Annotated in this window: 17 protein-coding genes and 1 tRNA gene; 6 read left to right on the forward strand and 12 right to left on the reverse strand. The window is 59.4% G+C overall.

The window, feature by feature from the left end:
• Nucleotides 1-476 precede the first annotated feature (476 nt).
• Nucleotides 477-1,481, forward strand: coding sequence for an SPFH domain-containing protein (locus tag E0502_RS08080; protein ID WP_240048912.1), 1,005 nt, complete (start codon nucleotides 477-479; stop codon nucleotides 1,479-1,481).
• Complete coding sequence (locus E0502_RS08085) at nucleotides 1,481-1,927, forward strand: NfeD family protein (RefSeq protein WP_137677380.1); 447 nt, start codon at nucleotides 1,481-1,483, stop codon at nucleotides 1,925-1,927. Before E0502_RS08080 ends, E0502_RS08085 begins: the two co-directional genes overlap by 1 nt.
• 18 nt (nucleotides 1,928-1,945) lie before the next feature.
• On the opposite strand, the gene E0502_RS08090 is transcribed toward E0502_RS08085, so the two are convergent.
• Complete coding sequence (locus E0502_RS08090; RefSeq protein ID WP_137677381.1) at nucleotides 1,946-2,893, reverse strand: complex I NDUFA9 subunit family protein; 948 nt, start codon at nucleotides 2,891-2,893, stop codon at nucleotides 1,946-1,948.
• Between the two features lie 295 nt (nucleotides 2,894-3,188).
• Between E0502_RS08090 and E0502_RS08095 the strand changes: the two genes are divergently transcribed.
• Entirely contained in the window at nucleotides 3,189-3,593 is a 405-nt protein-coding gene (locus E0502_RS08095) for a hypothetical protein (RefSeq protein ID WP_137677382.1), read from the forward strand.
• Between the two features lie 46 nt (nucleotides 3,594-3,639).
• Here the strand turns inward: E0502_RS08095 and E0502_RS08100 are convergent, their stop codons facing one another.
• From E0502_RS08100 to E0502_RS08145, 10 genes are read right to left on the reverse strand one after another with little or no spacing between them, the layout of a single operon-like run.
• The gene (locus E0502_RS08100) at nucleotides 3,640-4,689 is read right to left on the reverse strand and encodes a hypothetical protein (protein WP_137677383.1); all 1,050 of its coding nucleotides are present in this window, start codon (nucleotides 4,687-4,689) and stop codon (nucleotides 3,640-3,642) included.
• Between the two features lies 1 nt (nucleotide 4,690).
• A complete protein-coding gene (locus E0502_RS08105; RefSeq protein WP_137677384.1) occupies nucleotides 4,691-7,240 on the reverse strand; it encodes a fimbria/pilus outer membrane usher protein in 2,550 nt (849 codons plus the stop codon).
• Entirely contained in the window at nucleotides 7,218-7,970 is a 753-nt protein-coding gene (locus E0502_RS08110) for a fimbrial biogenesis chaperone (protein WP_137677385.1), read from the reverse strand. The genes E0502_RS08105 and E0502_RS08110 overlap by 23 nt, the downstream gene beginning before the upstream one ends.
• A 29-nt stretch (nucleotides 7,971-7,999) precedes the next feature.
• Complete coding sequence (locus tag E0502_RS08115) at nucleotides 8,000-8,596, reverse strand: hypothetical protein (protein WP_137677386.1); 597 nt, start codon at nucleotides 8,594-8,596, stop codon at nucleotides 8,000-8,002.
• Nucleotides 8,593-9,171 (reverse strand): hypothetical protein, encoded by a 579-nt coding sequence (locus E0502_RS08120; protein ID WP_137677387.1) that lies wholly within the window; start codon nucleotides 9,169-9,171, stop codon nucleotides 8,593-8,595. Before E0502_RS08120 ends, E0502_RS08115 begins: the two co-directional genes overlap by 4 nt.
• Nucleotides 9,172-9,209: 38 nt before the next feature.
• Nucleotides 9,210-9,779 (reverse strand): hypothetical protein, encoded by a 570-nt coding sequence (locus E0502_RS08125; protein ID WP_137677388.1) that lies wholly within the window; start codon nucleotides 9,777-9,779, stop codon nucleotides 9,210-9,212.
• Between the two features lie 11 nt (nucleotides 9,780-9,790).
• Nucleotides 9,791-10,396, reverse strand: a complete 606-nt coding sequence (locus tag E0502_RS08130; RefSeq protein WP_137677389.1) for a hypothetical protein — start codon at nucleotides 10,394-10,396, stop codon at nucleotides 9,791-9,793.
• 4 nt (nucleotides 10,397-10,400) lie between these two features.
• Entirely contained in the window at nucleotides 10,401-10,967 is a 567-nt protein-coding gene (locus E0502_RS08135; RefSeq protein WP_137677390.1) for a hypothetical protein, read from the reverse strand.
• Between the two features lie 27 nt (nucleotides 10,968-10,994).
• Nucleotides 10,995-11,570, reverse strand: coding sequence for a hypothetical protein (locus E0502_RS08140; RefSeq protein ID WP_137677391.1), 576 nt, complete (start codon nucleotides 11,568-11,570; stop codon nucleotides 10,995-10,997).
• Nucleotides 11,571-11,616: 46 nt separating this feature from the next.
• Nucleotides 11,617-12,270 (reverse strand): hypothetical protein, encoded by a 654-nt coding sequence (locus E0502_RS08145; RefSeq protein ID WP_137677392.1) that lies wholly within the window; start codon nucleotides 12,268-12,270, stop codon nucleotides 11,617-11,619.
• 584 nt (nucleotides 12,271-12,854) lie between these two features.
• Between E0502_RS08145 and E0502_RS08150 the strand changes: the two genes are divergently transcribed.
• Complete coding sequence (locus tag E0502_RS08150; RefSeq protein ID WP_137677393.1) at nucleotides 12,855-13,976, forward strand: two-component system sensor histidine kinase NtrB; 1,122 nt, start codon at nucleotides 12,855-12,857, stop codon at nucleotides 13,974-13,976.
• An 11-nt stretch (nucleotides 13,977-13,987) separates the two neighbouring features.
• Entirely contained in the window at nucleotides 13,988-14,608 is a 621-nt protein-coding gene (locus tag E0502_RS08155) for a response regulator transcription factor (protein WP_137677394.1), read from the forward strand.
• On the opposite strand, the gene E0502_RS08160 is transcribed toward E0502_RS08155, so the two are convergent.
• A complete protein-coding gene (locus tag E0502_RS08160) occupies nucleotides 14,605-14,982 on the reverse strand; it encodes a hypothetical protein (RefSeq protein ID WP_137677395.1) in 378 nt (125 codons plus the stop codon). The genes E0502_RS08155 and E0502_RS08160 overlap by 4 nt on opposite strands.
• Nucleotides 14,983-15,216: 234 nt before the next feature.
• On the opposite strand from E0502_RS08160, the gene E0502_RS08165 reads away from it, so the two are divergent.
• Nucleotides 15,217-15,303: transfer RNA gene (locus tag E0502_RS08165), tRNA-Leu, on the forward strand.
• The last annotated feature ends 127 nt before the right edge of the window (nucleotides 15,304-15,430 follow it).

The following is a 15,430-nucleotide window of genomic DNA, read 5'->3' on the forward strand; positions in this document are numbered from 1 at the left end:
CGGCAGCGGGCATGGTCGGCGGGGTTTTGTGCCGCGTAGGATGTTGCGCTGGATCGGCAGCTCAGCCAGACGCAGCCAGACGCACCGAGCAAATGCATTCCCGGCGCAAACGCTTCCCCCGCGTACAAATCTGGCCGAAAACCGAAAGTCAACGTCGAAGAACTTTTCTGGCGTTTCGAGACAGGGTTGTGGCGCCCGATCATTCTCAATAGGCGAATTGTTCGCATCGCGCGCAAACCTTGCAATTCTGCGCTGTTGCAGCTGCTCGCCCGGCTGGATCAGGCGCATGGCGATATTTGCGAATAGCGGGCTTATGCTAGTGCTTAAAACAGGGCTTCAGTGTTCCACTTGGCAGCACAGCGGCGGCTTGCCACGCCAGAAGGTTAGCAAAACCCTGCTCGCCGATTCCGGTTTTGCTTGCCCGTCAGCGCAGGGGCGTTACTCTGTAAGCAACAGTTTTTCTGGGGGTCTGACCAATGCTTGAGACTGCATTCGCGCTGCTGGTAATGGCGTTTATTTTCCTGATCATGGGTGTTCGCATCGTGAAGCAGGGTTTCGTCTACACGATCGAGCGGCTGGGCAAGTTCAGCCTGGCGGCAGAGCCGGGCTTCCACCTGATCATCCCGTTCGTCGATCGCGTGGGGCGCAAGGTGAACATGATGGAACAGGTGATGGATATTCCGGGGCAGGAAATCATCACCGCCGACAACGCCATGGTCGGGGTCGATGCGGTCGTCTTCTTCCAGGTGCTCGACGCCGGCAAGGCGGCCTACGAAGTGTCCAATCTCTATCAGGCGATCATGGCGCTCACCACGACCAATCTTCGGACAGTGATGGGTTCGATGGACCTCGATGAAACGCTGTCCAAGCGGGACGAGATCAACGCCCGGCTGCTGTCCGTGGTCGACCATGCGACCAGCCCGTGGGGCGTGAAGATCACCCGGGTCGAGATCAAGGATATCCGTCCGCCGCTCGACATCAGCGAAGCCATGGCGCGGCAGATGAAGGCAGAGCGCCTGAAGCGTGCCGAGATCCTCGAAGCCGAAGGTGACCGGGCATCGAACATCCTGCGCGCCGAAGGTGACAAGCAGAGCGCCATCCTGACCGCTGAAGGCCAGAAGGAAGCCGCGTTCCGTGACGCTGAAGCGCGCGAGCGTCTGGCCGAAGCCGAAGCAAAGGCAACCCAGATGGTGTCCGATGCGATTGCCGGTTCCGGCAATCAGGCGATCAATTACTTCGTGGCGCAGGAATACACCAAGGCGATCAGCCAGTTTGCCACCAGCCCGAACGCGAAGACGATCCTGTTCCCGGTTGAAGCGACTCAGCTGATCGGCTCGCTCGGCGGGATCGGTGAACTGGTGAAGGATGCGATTGGCGACGGGCCACGCCCGACACCTCCGGCAGCAACGCAAGCGTCGCCGCGCCGTTCGGCCCAGCAGCCAAGCGTGCCGCGCAGCACGCCGCCGAGTGGTGGCCGGTAATGGACTGGATCGAGAACCTCGACCCGCACATGGTGTGGCTGGCGATCGGCCTGCTGCTTGCGGCGGCGGAAATGCTCGTGCCGGGTGTCTTCCTGATCTGGCTTGCGGGCGCGGCGCTGATAACCGGTGTGCTGACCTTCATGCTGCCGATCGGCCTGGCGTTGCAGGTCGGCATTTTCGGCGTGCTGGCGATCCTCGCGGTGTTCGCGGGGCGGCGCTACCTCAGGGATCACCCGATTACCGAAGCCGACCCGATGATGAACCGGCGCGGCATGCGGCTGGCGGGGGAAACGGCGATCGTGGTGCAGGCGATCGAATCCGGATCGGGCCGGGTAAAGCACGGCGACAGCGAATGGCTCGCGCGCGGAACGGATGCCGGTGTCGGCACCCGCGTACGGATCACCGGGAGCGACGGATCGGTGTTGCTGGTAGAAGCAATCGACTGAGGGCCGGGGCCCGTCAGTTCAGGCGATTTGCTTGCGGCCGGTGAAGCGGCCGTGCTTCTTGTAGCGGACCATCCACCGATCGAGGAACAGGCCCAACGGTCGCGGTTCGATGCCCAGCGCGGCAAAGCCCTTCGCACGCTCGCCCACTACGCTGCCCGCCTTGAGCAGGCTCCACTGGTCGCTCGACATCGGTGTGCCGGGCAACGCGGCAAACACGCCCGACGCGGCATCTGGCACAGGGATGAACCTGCGCTCCCGGCCTTGCGCCTTGGCGATCCGCTGGTTGACTTCCATCATGTTGAGCACTTCAGGCCCGCCCAGCTCGTAAATCTTGCCGCCATGTTTCGCCGGGTCTGCCAGCGCCGCCGCGACCGCTTCAGCCACGTCGTCGACGAACACCAGCTGCAGCTTCGCGTCGGGTCCGAACACCGGCAGCACCGGCATCATCCGGATCAGCCCGGCAAACATGTTGAGGAAGTTGTCGTCCTTGCCGAAGATGATCGAGGGACGCAGCACGGTGGCTTTCGGGAAGGCTTCAAGCACCAATCGCTCGCCCAGCGCCTTGCCGCGCGCATAGTCGACTTCGCTGTCCGCATCCGCGCCGATCGCGCTGATCTGGACGAAGGCACTCGCGCCGGCATCCTTCGCCGCTTCGGCCAGCGCGCCTGCGCTCTTGCCCATCAATTGAACCAGATCGCCTTCGAACGAACCCACCAGGTTGACCACTGCATCGGCACCGTGGACGACTGCCTTCCGGCTTGCCGCATCGTTCATGTTGAAACGCGCGAATTGCAGCTGGCCCAGATTGGCCAGCGGCTTCAACCCATGCGCTTTCTCCGGATTCTTGCCGGCAATCCGAACCCGTGCCCCCCGCTCGAGCAGCGCTTGCGCAACATATTGACCAAGAAAGCCGCTGCCGCCGGTGACGACGACAAGCTTGCCGTTGAGGGGATGTGTGTTGGCCATTGGTGATCTGAACTCGGACTACTGCGGATGCTGGTCTCTTTGCCGTAACGTGTCGGCCGCCGCAACCGTTCCTCAATGCGGCGCTGCGATGTTTTCACGCCGCAAGCGTATTCAGCGCCCTTTCTGACAAGAGACCCGAAAAAATTCACCACTCTGTGCCAGCCGCAATTGCTTGTTACCTAGCAATTTGTTCGTGCTCTGCCGATGTCCTCACGACCTCTTAACCTTACTCGTTAGGGTGGTCCCAAGCATGTCGATCTAGGAGATGGCGGTCCTTAGAGAGTGAGTGCCAAACATGATCAAGAAATCCATGGCCCTGAGCCTTGCTGCGATGATCCTTGCGACGCCTGCAATGGCTTCGAACTACGGAGTGCAGCTCCGCGGCAATGTGCCCGTTAGCTGCCACGTGAAAAGCGATGCCTCGATTGTCGACATCACCGATACGACGGCCGACCTGGGTATCGTGCGTGAGTTCTGCAACAACGCCGCAGGCTACGATCTTTACCTCGACTATTCGCCGGAACTGGCTGGCGGTACGGTCACGATCGGTGATCGCATGTTCCAACTGGATGGCGCGGGCACCGTGGCCATTGCCAGCGAGAATGGTCCTTCGATCCAGGCGAACGCAGTTCGGCTCGATCTCGCGAACGCTGCCGATAATCAGAACCTGGCAATTTCGTTCCGGATGGTTCCGCGCTGAAGCTTGACGCACCTTGCGGGTTCGCCCGTGTGCGTGCGTCCCTCTTCTATAGCGCAGGACAATTCAGGCCGCCCGGTGTGCCGCCTGCCAAGGGCGCAAGCGTGATGCTCAGGATGTCCTGATAGTCCGGGCTCGGAGCTTTCGCCGTACCGCCTTCATTCAATTCTGCGGACAGCGGCAGCTGTTTTGCTGACAATCCTGCGCGTAGACAGACTACCGTGTTGAAGGTCGGGCTGGCATTGTTGACTGTCTGCCCCGCGAAGCGGGCCGTATATAGCAATCGCTGCGAGGCATCGGCGAGGTTCCCGCCGGGGAACGTCATACGGTAGCCGTTCTGCGAAACCATATCGACTGTATATGGGCCCGAGCTTCGGACATTGACCCAGCCATCCTTGGTGTAGGTGGCTTGATCGTTGGCGATATCGAGATCCGTCTTGTCGCCGATTTCGCCAAAGTCCAGGATGTGGCCCGAATAGCTCGCCTGAAGCCCGCTCAATACCTTGATCGGGAAGCTGACCGCATTCGGAATGATTCCATTGTCTTCAAACGGTGGGCCGCCACCAGTGCCTTTGCAGTGATAGTTCACGTCGAAATCGAGTGTCTGCGACGCGGCAATATCGAGATTGGGTGGCAGGGTGATGTCGAACACCACGGTCACGAAATCGGAAGCGGTGTTGTTGCCGGTAAATTCGACGATCATGTAGCCAGCCGGAGTGTTGGTCTCCAGATTCAGCACCGGCCCGGGAGTGCCGAAATTGTAAAACACGTTCTGGTTGGTGCCATAGATGTTGACGCTGCCAGCGGCACTGATTGGTACGACGATGGAATTGTTCGTCTCCGGCCCCTGCCCGGTGAGAAAGAAGCCAACATGTGAAGTCTTCGCCCCGCCACCCGGATTGATCCGCTGCATGGTGAGAGTGATCCGCGTGGTTGGGAGCCCGACCGGACTGAAAGGATCATAGATGGCCGCTTGCGCAGTGGCGCTGCCCGTGATGCCGCAGGTTACCGATTGGGCAACTGCCGGAGCAGCCGCGAGCGTTGCTGAAACGCTGGCAATTAGCGTCAAGACGAGTTTGCGGGCGAGAGATGTGATCATCTTATTGCCTTCCGGTTCCACGGACATTGCCGAGGCGAACGATAGTGAGTTCCGGTTCATCCGGTATTTCGATGATCACGGTGCTGCGATCATCATCGAGCATTTCGAGCCGCCACTTGCCCGGTGCGAGACCGGGAATTCCGAACCTGCCTTCGCGGTTGGTGAACACCTCGTACGTCATCGGGTTGTCGCTTTCGAGTTCCGTGATCGTCCCGATTGCCAGGGCAACCGGTGCGCCCTGACTGTCCAGCAGGGTGCCGATAGCTGTCATCGAATACTCCGACCCGACGATCATCTTGTAGCCGCTGCGATACTGCGGAATTACCCGATAGGTGCCGGTTCCGAGATCTGTCCCGGCCGGCGCTTCCGGCGCCTCTACAGTTATCGTCCGCTCGGAATAACTGTTGAGGCTGGGATGCAGGCCAGAGCCGAAAGGCTCGGTGTCCGCCACGCGGCCCGAAATGGTGGGATCGATGAGAATTTTCTCCCCCTTCAGCTTCTCGTGCGGCTTGATGATCGCAAAGCTGTCGTAAATCGGTCTGCCAATTGCGAGGCTGTCTCCGGCAAGGGCGAGAGAACTGGCCATGCGGAAGGTGGTCCGCTGGCTGCGTGACTGTCCGAAGTCGCCCGCGAAATCGCCGAAATGCGCCAATCCGAACTCGCCGACATTCGAATAGTAGTTGCCGTTGACATTGAATCCGCTGCCAAAGTCGCTGCGCTCAACGTCCGCGCTCAGGTTGAACGAACCGACCCCTTGTCCAGTGAGTGTCTGGTACGAAGCGCGGGCGCGATTGTCGCGTGTGTCATATTGCACTCGAGCGCTCGAAAAGCCGCCCAGGCGAATGTTGAGCGAGAACATGGCGCTGACTTCGTCACGGAAATTGTTCTTTTCGTAGCGCGCTTCTGCATTCAGGCTGATCCGGTCGTTGACCCGGTAACCACCCGATAGCCGATAGTTGTGCTGGTCCGAAAAGCCGTTCCTGCCTTTGGAAAACCGGGAATCGATCCCGACAAAGGCGCGCTCGTTGAGTGCATGAGAATAGCCGCCACCGAGTTCGAATTCGAACGGATTGGTCGGAAGGAAAGTGGAGATCGGGGCGAATTTCTCGCTTCGCGTCTCGACGAACAGATTGAGGGCATCGGCGAACCCCTGGGGCCGTTGGAATACGCGCTGGAAAGAAACCGTTGCCGCCCAGCCTTCCCCGATGCCGTCGACATGGGAAGCTGCCAGATTGCTTGAAAATGTACCGAACGATGTCCCGAACACCGCCTCTACACCGCCCATTGCAGACTGTTCGTCCAGTTGAAGATTGGCACCAAGTGTCAGCTCATCGGACACGCCATGGCGAACGAAGCCCGTGAACACGAGGTCGTCCGAATAGTCAGGGCCATCAATGCCCAGAGGAGCTTGAACGCCAGCGTAAATGCCGAATTCCGTCAGCCCCTTGGCGAGCTGTGTCTGGTCGAGGAAGATGTTGAACCGCAGAGTTTCCTGACGCCCGCTATCGTCGACGATATTCACCCGGATATCGTTGGCGCCTTGCGTATAGGGAAAATCGCTGAGGTTGTAATTGCCCGGATTGAGACGGGTGCGGCGGGCGAGCGAGCCATTGACGAAAATTTCCACTGTCGCCGGGCGCTCGAGCAGGAAGCTCCGGCTGCCACGGGGGCGAATAATCTGCTGCGGCCGCAATTCGCTGTAAGACCGCGCAATCGAGAGGCCGGCGATATTCGGCGTAACCTGGAAAGCGCGTGCTACCGGCCGCAGGTCGCCGGCGGTGAGGCGGAACAGCCGGTTGAGGTCGTCATAGACGATGCGGGATCCCTGGCGCTGGAAATCGGGCGCATTGTCAGCTCCCGGTTGCCAGAATGCCTCGCTCTCGAAAACGACATCGCCCAGTCGTGCCGCGCCGTCGAGGAAAAAGGTCGGTTCCTGGATCCCGGTGACCGGTCCATCGCTGACATAGTCTAGCGCGCCGCGGACATTGACATAGGCACTGAATTTCTCGGGCTGAAGGTAATCCCCGACCCGCCCTCGGTTCAGTGCGCTGACCTGCAGATTGCGGCTGGCACGCAACTCGCTGGGAATGACAAATTCAAGCGTCAGTTTCTGCGGGTCGAAGCGCAGTCCGATACCGGACTGCTCGAATTCTTCAGCGCTTATCTCGCGGCGGCCGAGGATTGCACCTTCCATCGCGCGAAGACGGTCTGGGTCGACCGATTCAGCGAGCAGATCGAGCACGCGGCGGGTGCCGATCCGCAGGCGGTCGTCAGCAGTGACGATGATCGGGATGTCACCAAGAATAACCGGTCCGTCGACTGCGGAAATCGTCAGGCGAATATCGCGCTCCGTCGGATTGAGGTCGATCGGCGCGACACCGGCCCCGCGGGTCGCCGGGAGGATGATTTCGGCGGGTTGAGATGCGCTGGTCAGGTCTTCCTGTTCAGCCGCTCGCAGCGGCGCAACTGCCAGTGCTCCGCCAAGCAACAGTGCCAGGAGCGAAACTCCGGAGCGAATGGCACGAGTTTTATTGGGGCGTGAAATTTGCATCCAAACTCCCCTCTGCTGATGGCAATTCTACCGGAATCTGGATCGTTCGAGTGCTGTTGGCCCCGACGAGCCCAAAGCCGACGATCTGGAGCATCTCGGGACCCGAGATTGACCGACTGAAAATCTGTTTGCCAGCAGCATCGCGCTGGGTGATGCGGAGCCGCCCGTTTGACAGGTATCCGTGCGCGTTCGAAGCGTTGGAAACCGTTACCGATGGAACCGGTTTGCCTTCGCGGTTCGTTGCCACAGAGCTTGAGACGATCTCGAGTGCCGGTTTTTCCGCGGCTGGTGCGACACTGACGAGCACCTGAAAATTGTACAGGATCTGGATGGCCGACTGGCCTTCCGCGAGCTGAACCGGCAATTGCGCCACAGTGACGTAGAAATGTTTGCTCTGGTCCAGTTCGGGATCGCCGACGTACTGGATGCGAAAACTCTGCGTTTCACCGGGCTCTATCATTGCCTGCGGTGGGAATACCAGCAAGTCGCCCGTGTCGGACTGGGTATTGACCAATTGGCTGTCGTCGAACTTCAGTTCCTCGATCCGCAGCTCGACGGGTAACTTGGTCGCAAAAGTGTTTTCCACCGTCACTACGCGTGACATCCCGCTACCGTACGATGTCAGGTCGAGTACAACCGGCTGCACGGTCATGGTCAAAGCCGGCCCCGTCAGCAAGAGAGCTCCGGCGACTAGTGCGGTCGCTGCCATTATTCTCTTGAAAATACCCATTGCGTTTGCCCCTGCCCGATCCGTTATTGTCAATCTGCTGCGGTGATTTCGATGCGAAGCGTGTCCTCGTATGAACCGGCAACCAGCACTGCGCCGGTGGCGCCGAGCGCTATGTCGACCGAAAGCATTCCTTCGCCTGCATTGGGAACATTCATTGTGAGCGCTTCCAACTCGTCCGACTGGCCAGTTTGCGACTGCCCGACCCAATCAACCCGCACCGCGTAAGGCAGAAACTGGACAAAACCGCCCATTGCTGCGCGTGTCCCGCCATCGCGAAGCAAGCCTCCGTTGGCGCTGCGCACCGTGATGTCATGCGCGCTATTGCAGACGACCGGGATTTCCACCTGAACCGATACCGGGTTGGCCTCAGCCGTTTCCGGATCGGCGAGTGCCGTGATTGAAACGGTACCGCCACTTGTGCCGCTATCCTGGAAGCTTGCGTTCTCCACACTGGCAGCAGCGCCGGGAGAGACATTGCATGCAGGGGCCGCGGCCGCGACAATCTCGAATTGCTGGCGGCCGCTCGTGTCGACCAGTCCCGTTGCTCGGTCCTGAGCAGTTGCTCCGACCGGAACCAGAGGAAGGATGCCGACCAGGCTTGCCGTGGTAAGTTGGAGCAAATTCATTGCAGGGGCTCCAGTACTATTGTGAGGGTATCGGCATATGCACCTGCAACCATCGGAGCATTCGCTGCCAGATTGGTTGCACCGGCTGCGATCTCGAACCGCAAGGTCAGGCCGCCGCTCGCGGGTCTGTTGATCGGGACGCTTCGCTCCCGGGGCTGCCGGATGGCTGCATCAGCTGGCAGCAGCAGCACCTGGTCAGTCCATCGCGCCGTTACGTCATACGGGACCGCCGTGCCGAAACCGCTCGGTCGGGCAGGCGGCGTTTCCGACACTTGCCAAAGACCGTTGTTGAGGCTTTCGACCCGAATTCGGTGAGCGCTGTTGCAGACCCCGTCGAGTGTGACTTCGAACGATGCCGCGCGGGTTGAAAGTGTCGTCGCATCGAGCATCTGGTCAACTCGATAGACGTTGCGATCTGCTGTGCTGAAGTTGATCAGGCCGTCTTCCGCGCCAGAGTCCAACGCCAGGGTGCAGATCACCGGTGTGTTGCCTGCGACTTCGAAATCCGCCGTATCCTGAGTTCCGGTTTCCTGCGCATTCAAGCCCGCCGGCAACGCAATCGGCGCTGCAATCATCAGGCACAAACGCATGGTGCGGAGGCACGGCATCGCAATCACTCCGATGCCGAAAGAGTGACTGTGATTTCGCCGAGATATTCATCGTCGGCGACTGGGCGCAAGTTGGCTCCACCCGAGGTCGCGAAATCCGATACTCCCACTGCAATATTGCCGGTAAATGCGCTCGCGCGGCTTTGCGATGCTGCCGGGTTGCTCGACGCGGCGGTGTCGAATGACGCAGGGGTCACTGTCCAGCCGGTTGCCGCAGCGACATAATCAACCGAGCTGGCAAATCCGGCCGGCGGCGTCCCGGCGAAGTTGAGCGCCAACATGGGGGTTGCATCGATTGCAATCGTGCTGCGCGAGGTACAGAATGCACCGCCCAGTATCTTGTCCGGTGCGGCAAGGTCGGTTCGCAAAAGGCCGGTGGTCGTGTCGACCAGCACACCCATATCGAACACCCCGCCGCTATTGTCGGGGATGCCAATCGAACACAGCACAGGGACCGTCCCGATGACCTGGAAGGACTCGCTGTCTGAAATGGAAGCCTCGCCCTCCTGGGCAGCGACCGCGCCTGGAAGCAGGGCCGTGGCCAATGCGGCGAGAGCGAATTGATACCTGTGCATCGTCATTTCCTTCACAATTGCGTTGCCGGACCGAGCGTCACCGTGATCAGGCCCGAATATTCACCCGCGATGAGCAGCGCATCGGAAGGGGCTGCAAATCCGGACAGCTGCATGGTCAGATCGGACACTTGCGGCAGCGGCTGGGCAGAACTTTCGGCGCTGCCCGAAATACCACTTCCATCGAACGCGGCGGCCGTGAGCAAATCCGCCTCAACGCTGGCCCACGGGCTGACCACGACCCGGTAATTCACCGCCCTGGAGAATCCTGAGTTCAGCGGCGCTCCGGTTTGTTCGGTCATCGCACTGGCCGAGATGGAGATCATGGTGTTGGCATAGTTGCAGAAGCTGCCAGGCATGGTCACTTCGCGCGGTGCAAGCGCTGCCGTCCGGCCGATGCGTGGCCCTGATAGATCGATCAGCGTGCCGAGGTCGATGACACTTTCTGACGGTTCGCCGAGCACGCAAATCGGCGCGACTGTGCCGACTATCTGCACTTCGCCTTCATCGCTTTCACCCGCTTCCTGAGCGGACAATGAGGACGGCATCATGCACAGCGCGGCGGTTGCAAGCGCAAACAGGCCGCGCAGCGTACCGGCTCGATTTCCCGGGGCGTACATGGCGTCAGGTCGGCTGGCCAAAGCTGACGTTTGGCGTCAACGTCACCTTGACCAGTCCTTGATAGTCGCCGGCCACCATGATGCCTCCGGTCGGCGTACTCGCCCCGCTCAGCACAACAGGGATGGAGCCGGCAAACATTCCGATGGATACCGCGGAACCTGGACCGGCATTGGCTGAAGTATCCGTGCCGTCGACCGAATTGGCCGTTGCCGTTGCGGTATAGTTGACGACTGTATCGAAGCCGCTCGGCGGCGCCGCAACAAAGGTGATGTTGGTAATGGGCAAGGCCTCTACGGTCATCGTAGCGGCTGTGCCATTGCACCAACCTTCCAGCGTTTCGCTCGCGCCGTTTACCCGGCTCGGATCGAGCCGGCCTGCGCTTGCATCGGTTCCAGGCAGCGAAAGCTCCCCGAGATCGATGATCTTTGAGGGCAAGGTGAACAGGCAGCGATCAGCGACCCGGCCCAAGATAGTTACTTCGCCTGTAGCTGGGGCCGTTTGGGCAGCCGCGCTCTGCGAACACAGCACGATTCCCATAGCAACGGCGCTGGATGCGATCAGCTTTTTCATAGCGTCTTCTCCTCGGATCTTGCGAAATCAGCTTGGCGAAATCGTGATCTGGACCGTGCCGGTGTAGCTGCCTGCAACAAGCACATCGGTCGTTGCCGCAGTGTGGAATGCGCTGAGATCGACCTGAACATTGTCAGGGCCGGTCGCCAGGCGATTGGACAGGGAGCCCCCGTTGGTTGCCGTTCCGTCGGTTACGACCTGGAAGGTATCTGTTCCGCCCACGACGCTGAAGTTGGCGTCGGCCGTGAAGTGCACCGTGTTGGCGTAACCGGTCGGCGCAGTTGCAGCCGTTGTCAGCGGCGCAGCGGTCACCGATACTGCCGGGCTGGCAGTCGTGCAGACGATCCTGAAGCCCAGGTTGGCGAGATCGCTCGTCGCACCGATATCGGCGATGGTGCGGAGCGTGCCGTCAGTGTCGTCGAGCTGACCAAGATCGATGATCCCGCCGAAATCGGTGTTGGGATCGTCACCCGCATCCGTGACTATGCATTTCTCGCCGACAGTGCCGTTAATTGTCACAGTACCGCTGACGCTTTGCGCCATGGCCGGGCCCGCTGCTGCGGCGAATGCCAGAATGGCGATTGCTCCTGCAGTGTACTTCATGGTTACTCTCCTTGGTTGTCTGATGCTTGATGAAAAACTCGTTTTGTCATGGTGATGCGCTCAGAGTGACGGTCAGCACGTCCTGGTAGCTACCGCTGACCAGCACGTTTCCGGCGTTGTAGGGACCGGCCAGCACGCGGATGCTGGACACGGCGCCGGACGTGGAAGGTCCGTTCAACAACAATCCAGTCGTTTCGTCTGCCGGACCTGTAAAGTTGGTCTGTGGTCCGCCAGCACCGCCGTATACAGTGCTGCACGCAGTCGATCCGGCGATCAGCGAAGCAGCTTGGCAACTTGCCGTGGCGGTCACGCCGGAATCGCCTTCAAGCGCCAGCCCGACATCATATGGAGCAATGTTGGTATAGCCTGTGGGCAAGGTCGCATTCTGGAACAGCCCACCATTGGACGAGACCACCGCGACGCGGGCAGGGCCGCTGCAGTCGAGCACGAAATTGAATGTCGCATCGAAACCGGTGACATCGAAGTCCGGCTGGGACACTGTGCCATCAGGCAATTGCCCGTCAGCAAATCCGCATCGGCCACCGACCGATGCGCGAACATATATCGGCGTCAATGTGATGCTGGTGCCAGCGCCACTGCCAGGCGGGATGTCCCCCGGCGCATAGACGGTTGGCGAAATATCCTGCGCGTTGGCGCTTGCAGCCGCATACAGGATCAGACCGAAGACCAGAGCCCCCATCCGTTTTCCTTGTTTGTGCGACGAACGAACCAAACTCACCTCAATCTGTTGGGTGCCAGTCCGAAAATGCGCCAAACGATGCATAGTGAACCGACCGGTTCTCAGCATGCTTGGGCCAACGAATGGCACCAATTGACTTGGTAAAGAGTAAGTTAAGGCCGAACCGGGCGATGCGATAATAAGGGAATCTGCGTACACGCGGATTTGTCCCATGCCGATACAGTCCAATTCGGACGAGAGCGCGGCAGGTGTCTGAATTTTCGAAGAAAAACCGATTTTTGCGGCGGGTAATTCCGTGCCTGAATGACAGGCAGGGCAAGCTAATTGCCTGAGTCTCGAAGCGCTCGTAATTGCGACTCGATGCGTTTACGTAGAATTACGTAGATTGCTGCAGTAATGGCTTGATGCTACATGGCAAACTGTAGGGGGATCCGAGGCAGCCGGAGAACCGGTTAACGATATTTGGTTCGTGACCAACAACACACTAACAAAACAAGACGAATAGAGCGGTCGCAGGCGAGAAGTTCCTTGAGGAGGGGGCAAGTTTGCACCAGCGTGTTTTGAAAGAGCACTTTGTCTCAAGAATGACGCAAAGCGTGCAGCTTCGCGTCATTCTCGAAACGTCGCCTGCTGCAATGGTCGTAATCGATGGGCAGGGAAGAATTCACGGCTTTGGCAAGGCCGCTCAACGCTTGTTTGGTTATGCCGCAAACGAAGCGATCGGCCAGAATGTCAGCATGCTGATGGCCTCGGAAAATGCGGAGCGGCACGATTTCTATCTCAAACGCTATGCCGAGACCGGCGAGCGCAGGATGATCGGGCACACCCGGGTGGAAAACGCTCGCGACCGGGACGGCAAGATTTTCCCGGTCGAGATATCGCTTGGAGAGGCGCGTTCGCAAGGCACGACCTATTTTGTCGGCTTCCTGCGCGATGTGACCGAGCAATTGGCCGACCGCAGGCAAACGCGCGAAATGCTTGCAGAACTCGCGCACGCTTCGCGCGTGTCAACCATGGGAGCGTTTGCGACGGCGATTGCTCATGAATTGAACCAGCCTTTGACGGCCATTGCCAATTACACAGAGGGTCTCCGCGATCTCTTGTCTGGCAGGAGCGATATTGAGAACCGCCAAGAATACGTCGACATCCTTGACACCTGTAGCAAGCAAGCTGTGCGCGCTGGTGAATTGCTTCACCGGTTGCGTGATTTTGTTCGCCGGGGAGAACCACATGTCGAGCTGGTCGATGCAGACAGCCTGATCGACAACTCATTGACCCTCGCACTGATCGACGGTTTCCGCCAGAATGTCATTGTCGAGCGCGACATTCAGCAGGACTTGCCGCTCGTTGCCGCCGATCCGCTCCAGGCGCAGCAGGTCCTGTTCAATCTCATTAGCAATGCATTCGAGGCGATGCATGCAAGTGAAAGCGGCGGGCACAAGCTGCGCATTGACGCGCGGATTCACGATGACCGCCAAATCGAATTTATTGTCGAAGACAGCGGACCGGGAATTGATCCAGCAGTGGCTGATCGCATGTTCGAGAACTTTGTCACAACAAAGGGCGGAGGGCTGGGTGTCGGCTTGGCAATTTGCCGCCAGATCGTCGAGGCCAATGGCGGTTCAATCTGGCCGACGAAGGCCGACAAGCTTGGTGGAGCCCGCTTGCATTTTACCTTGCCCATCGGTGCTGCGACAGCGGGTTAGGAGGGAAGACTATGCAAGTGCATATTATCGACGATGAGCCTGAGATACGGCATTCATTGTCCTTCATGCTCAAGTCGGAGAGAATCGAAAGCAAAGGCTATGACAGCGCCGAGGATTTTGTCGATCAGTTGCCGCATGTGACACCCGGATGCCTGCTTGTAGACATGAGAATGCCGGGCATGAGCGGATTGGCCCTGCAGCTTCGATTGCATGAGATGGGCTGCAACCTGCCGGTCGTACTGATGACCGGTCATGGTGACGTGTCCAGCGCGGTGAGGGCGATGAAAGAGGGCGCGATCGATTTTCTTGAGAAGCCTTTCACCAAAGCTGACCTGATGGCCGCCATCGATGCGGCGCGCGATTATCTGGAGCATCCGCCCGTGCCTCCTCAGGCCAGGCAAAGCGCATTGGCCCGTATTGGCCTACTGACAAAACGGGAACTCGAAGTCGTTGACGGTCTCGTCAAAGGCCATCTGAACAAAAGGATCGCTTTCGATCTGGGGATCAGCCCGCGCACAGTCGAAGTGCACCGCGCCAATGCGATGAAGAAAACGGAAGTGCACGCCTTGTCGGAGTTGCTCCATATCGCTTTTCTCAGCGGCTTGATGGATCAGCAGGACACAGCCGCTTAATGCATTGAGCTGATGGAAAGCTTATCGCTCATGGTGTGCTCGTTGGTCGGAAGGTGTTCAACCCCGGTTATCTCGAACAGCTGTGCAGGCCCGAAGCCGGGCCTCAGCGCTACAAGACGGCCTTTTGTGAAGTGAGTGCCGAAGACCCTGACGGGCAGCAGCGCCAGCCTCGATCGGTCCGGCCAGACGATCGTCAACCGATAGTCATTCAGAGCCAGGCGGCCCTCGTAATGTCCTTCGTCGGGCTTGAAGCGTTCGACTTTGCACTTGTCCTGCAAGGCCTGCGCTTCATGATATCGGATCCGCCCATCGGTCAAGAGGGGGGCGTCGATTGAAAACCGGCACCATTCAGGCTGGGGACGGTGTCGTCCCATTGCGCTTGTCTCCATAATGATGCGGGACCAGCGCACTGACATCTCCATTCGGCATGACCCCGCCAACTCTCACGTTTGGCGCGCTGTTCGGCAAGTAGGGGATTCTACGGATCCCGCCTGCAAGTGACGATACGGCTTGGCGAAATGCGCAATTCGATTGACAGCATGCAAGCGCCTTCGCTATCGGCCCGCCCCTACCTACAGCCCGGTCGAAGATGACCGCGCTGCTCCGGTGCCCAGATGGCGGAATTGGTAGACGCGCTAGCTTCAGGTGCTAGTACTCGCAAGGGTGTGGAGGTTCGAGTCCTCTTCTGGGCACCATTTGTTCTTCTCACGTTCTCCCAAATAGTCTATAAAAGCCGCAGAAATCCAAGGGATTCCGCCCCTGGATCGTCTCGGAACGTTCCGCTCAATCTCGGCCGTTCCAGACACTTTTGTGGGCCTTTTG

The sequence above is a fragment of the Parerythrobacter lutipelagi genome (assembly GCF_005434975.1).
Taxonomy (GTDB): domain Bacteria; phylum Pseudomonadota; class Alphaproteobacteria; order Sphingomonadales; family Sphingomonadaceae; genus Parerythrobacter_A; species Parerythrobacter_A lutipelagi.

Excerpts from the sequence above, each read along its gene's own strand:
- E0502_RS08080 (WP_240048912.1), top strand. The coding sequence starts at position 477 with ATGCTTGAGACTGCATTCGCGCTGCTGGTAATGGCGTTTATTTTCCTG.
- E0502_RS08085 (WP_137677380.1), top strand. The coding sequence starts at position 1,481 with ATGGACTGGATCGAGAACCTCGACCCGCACATGGTGTGGCTGGCGATC.
- E0502_RS08090 (WP_137677381.1), bottom strand. The coding sequence starts at position 2,893 with ATGGCCAACACACATCCCCTCAACGGCAAGCTTGTCGTCGTCACCGGC.
- E0502_RS08095 (WP_137677382.1), top strand. The coding sequence starts at position 3,189 with ATGATCAAGAAATCCATGGCCCTGAGCCTTGCTGCGATGATCCTTGCG.
- E0502_RS08100 (WP_137677383.1), bottom strand. The coding sequence starts at position 4,689 with ATGATCACATCTCTCGCCCGCAAACTCGTCTTGACGCTAATTGCCAGC.
- E0502_RS08105 (WP_137677384.1), bottom strand. The coding sequence starts at position 7,240 with ATGCAAATTTCACGCCCCAATAAAACTCGTGCCATTCGCTCCGGAGTT.
- E0502_RS08110 (WP_137677385.1), bottom strand. The coding sequence starts at position 7,970 with ATGGGTATTTTCAAGAGAATAATGGCAGCGACCGCACTAGTCGCCGGA.
- E0502_RS08115 (WP_137677386.1), bottom strand. The coding sequence starts at position 8,596 with ATGAATTTGCTCCAACTTACCACGGCAAGCCTGGTCGGCATCCTTCCT.
- E0502_RS08120 (WP_137677387.1), bottom strand. The coding sequence starts at position 9,171 with ATGATTGCAGCGCCGATTGCGTTGCCGGCGGGCTTGAATGCGCAGGAA.
- E0502_RS08125 (WP_137677388.1), bottom strand. The coding sequence starts at position 9,779 with ATGCACAGGTATCAATTCGCTCTCGCCGCATTGGCCACGGCCCTGCTT.
- E0502_RS08130 (WP_137677389.1), bottom strand. The coding sequence starts at position 10,396 with ATGTACGCCCCGGGAAATCGAGCCGGTACGCTGCGCGGCCTGTTTGCG.
- E0502_RS08135 (WP_137677390.1), bottom strand. The coding sequence starts at position 10,967 with ATGAAAAAGCTGATCGCATCCAGCGCCGTTGCTATGGGAATCGTGCTG.
- E0502_RS08140 (WP_137677391.1), bottom strand. The coding sequence starts at position 11,570 with ATGAAGTACACTGCAGGAGCAATCGCCATTCTGGCATTCGCCGCAGCA.
- E0502_RS08145 (WP_137677392.1), bottom strand. The coding sequence starts at position 12,270 with ATGGGGGCTCTGGTCTTCGGTCTGATCCTGTATGCGGCTGCAAGCGCC.
- E0502_RS08150 (WP_137677393.1), top strand. The coding sequence starts at position 12,855 with ATGACGCAAAGCGTGCAGCTTCGCGTCATTCTCGAAACGTCGCCTGCT.
- E0502_RS08155 (WP_137677394.1), top strand. The coding sequence starts at position 13,988 with ATGCAAGTGCATATTATCGACGATGAGCCTGAGATACGGCATTCATTG.
- E0502_RS08160 (WP_137677395.1), bottom strand. The coding sequence starts at position 14,982 with ATGGGACGACACCGTCCCCAGCCTGAATGGTGCCGGTTTTCAATCGAC.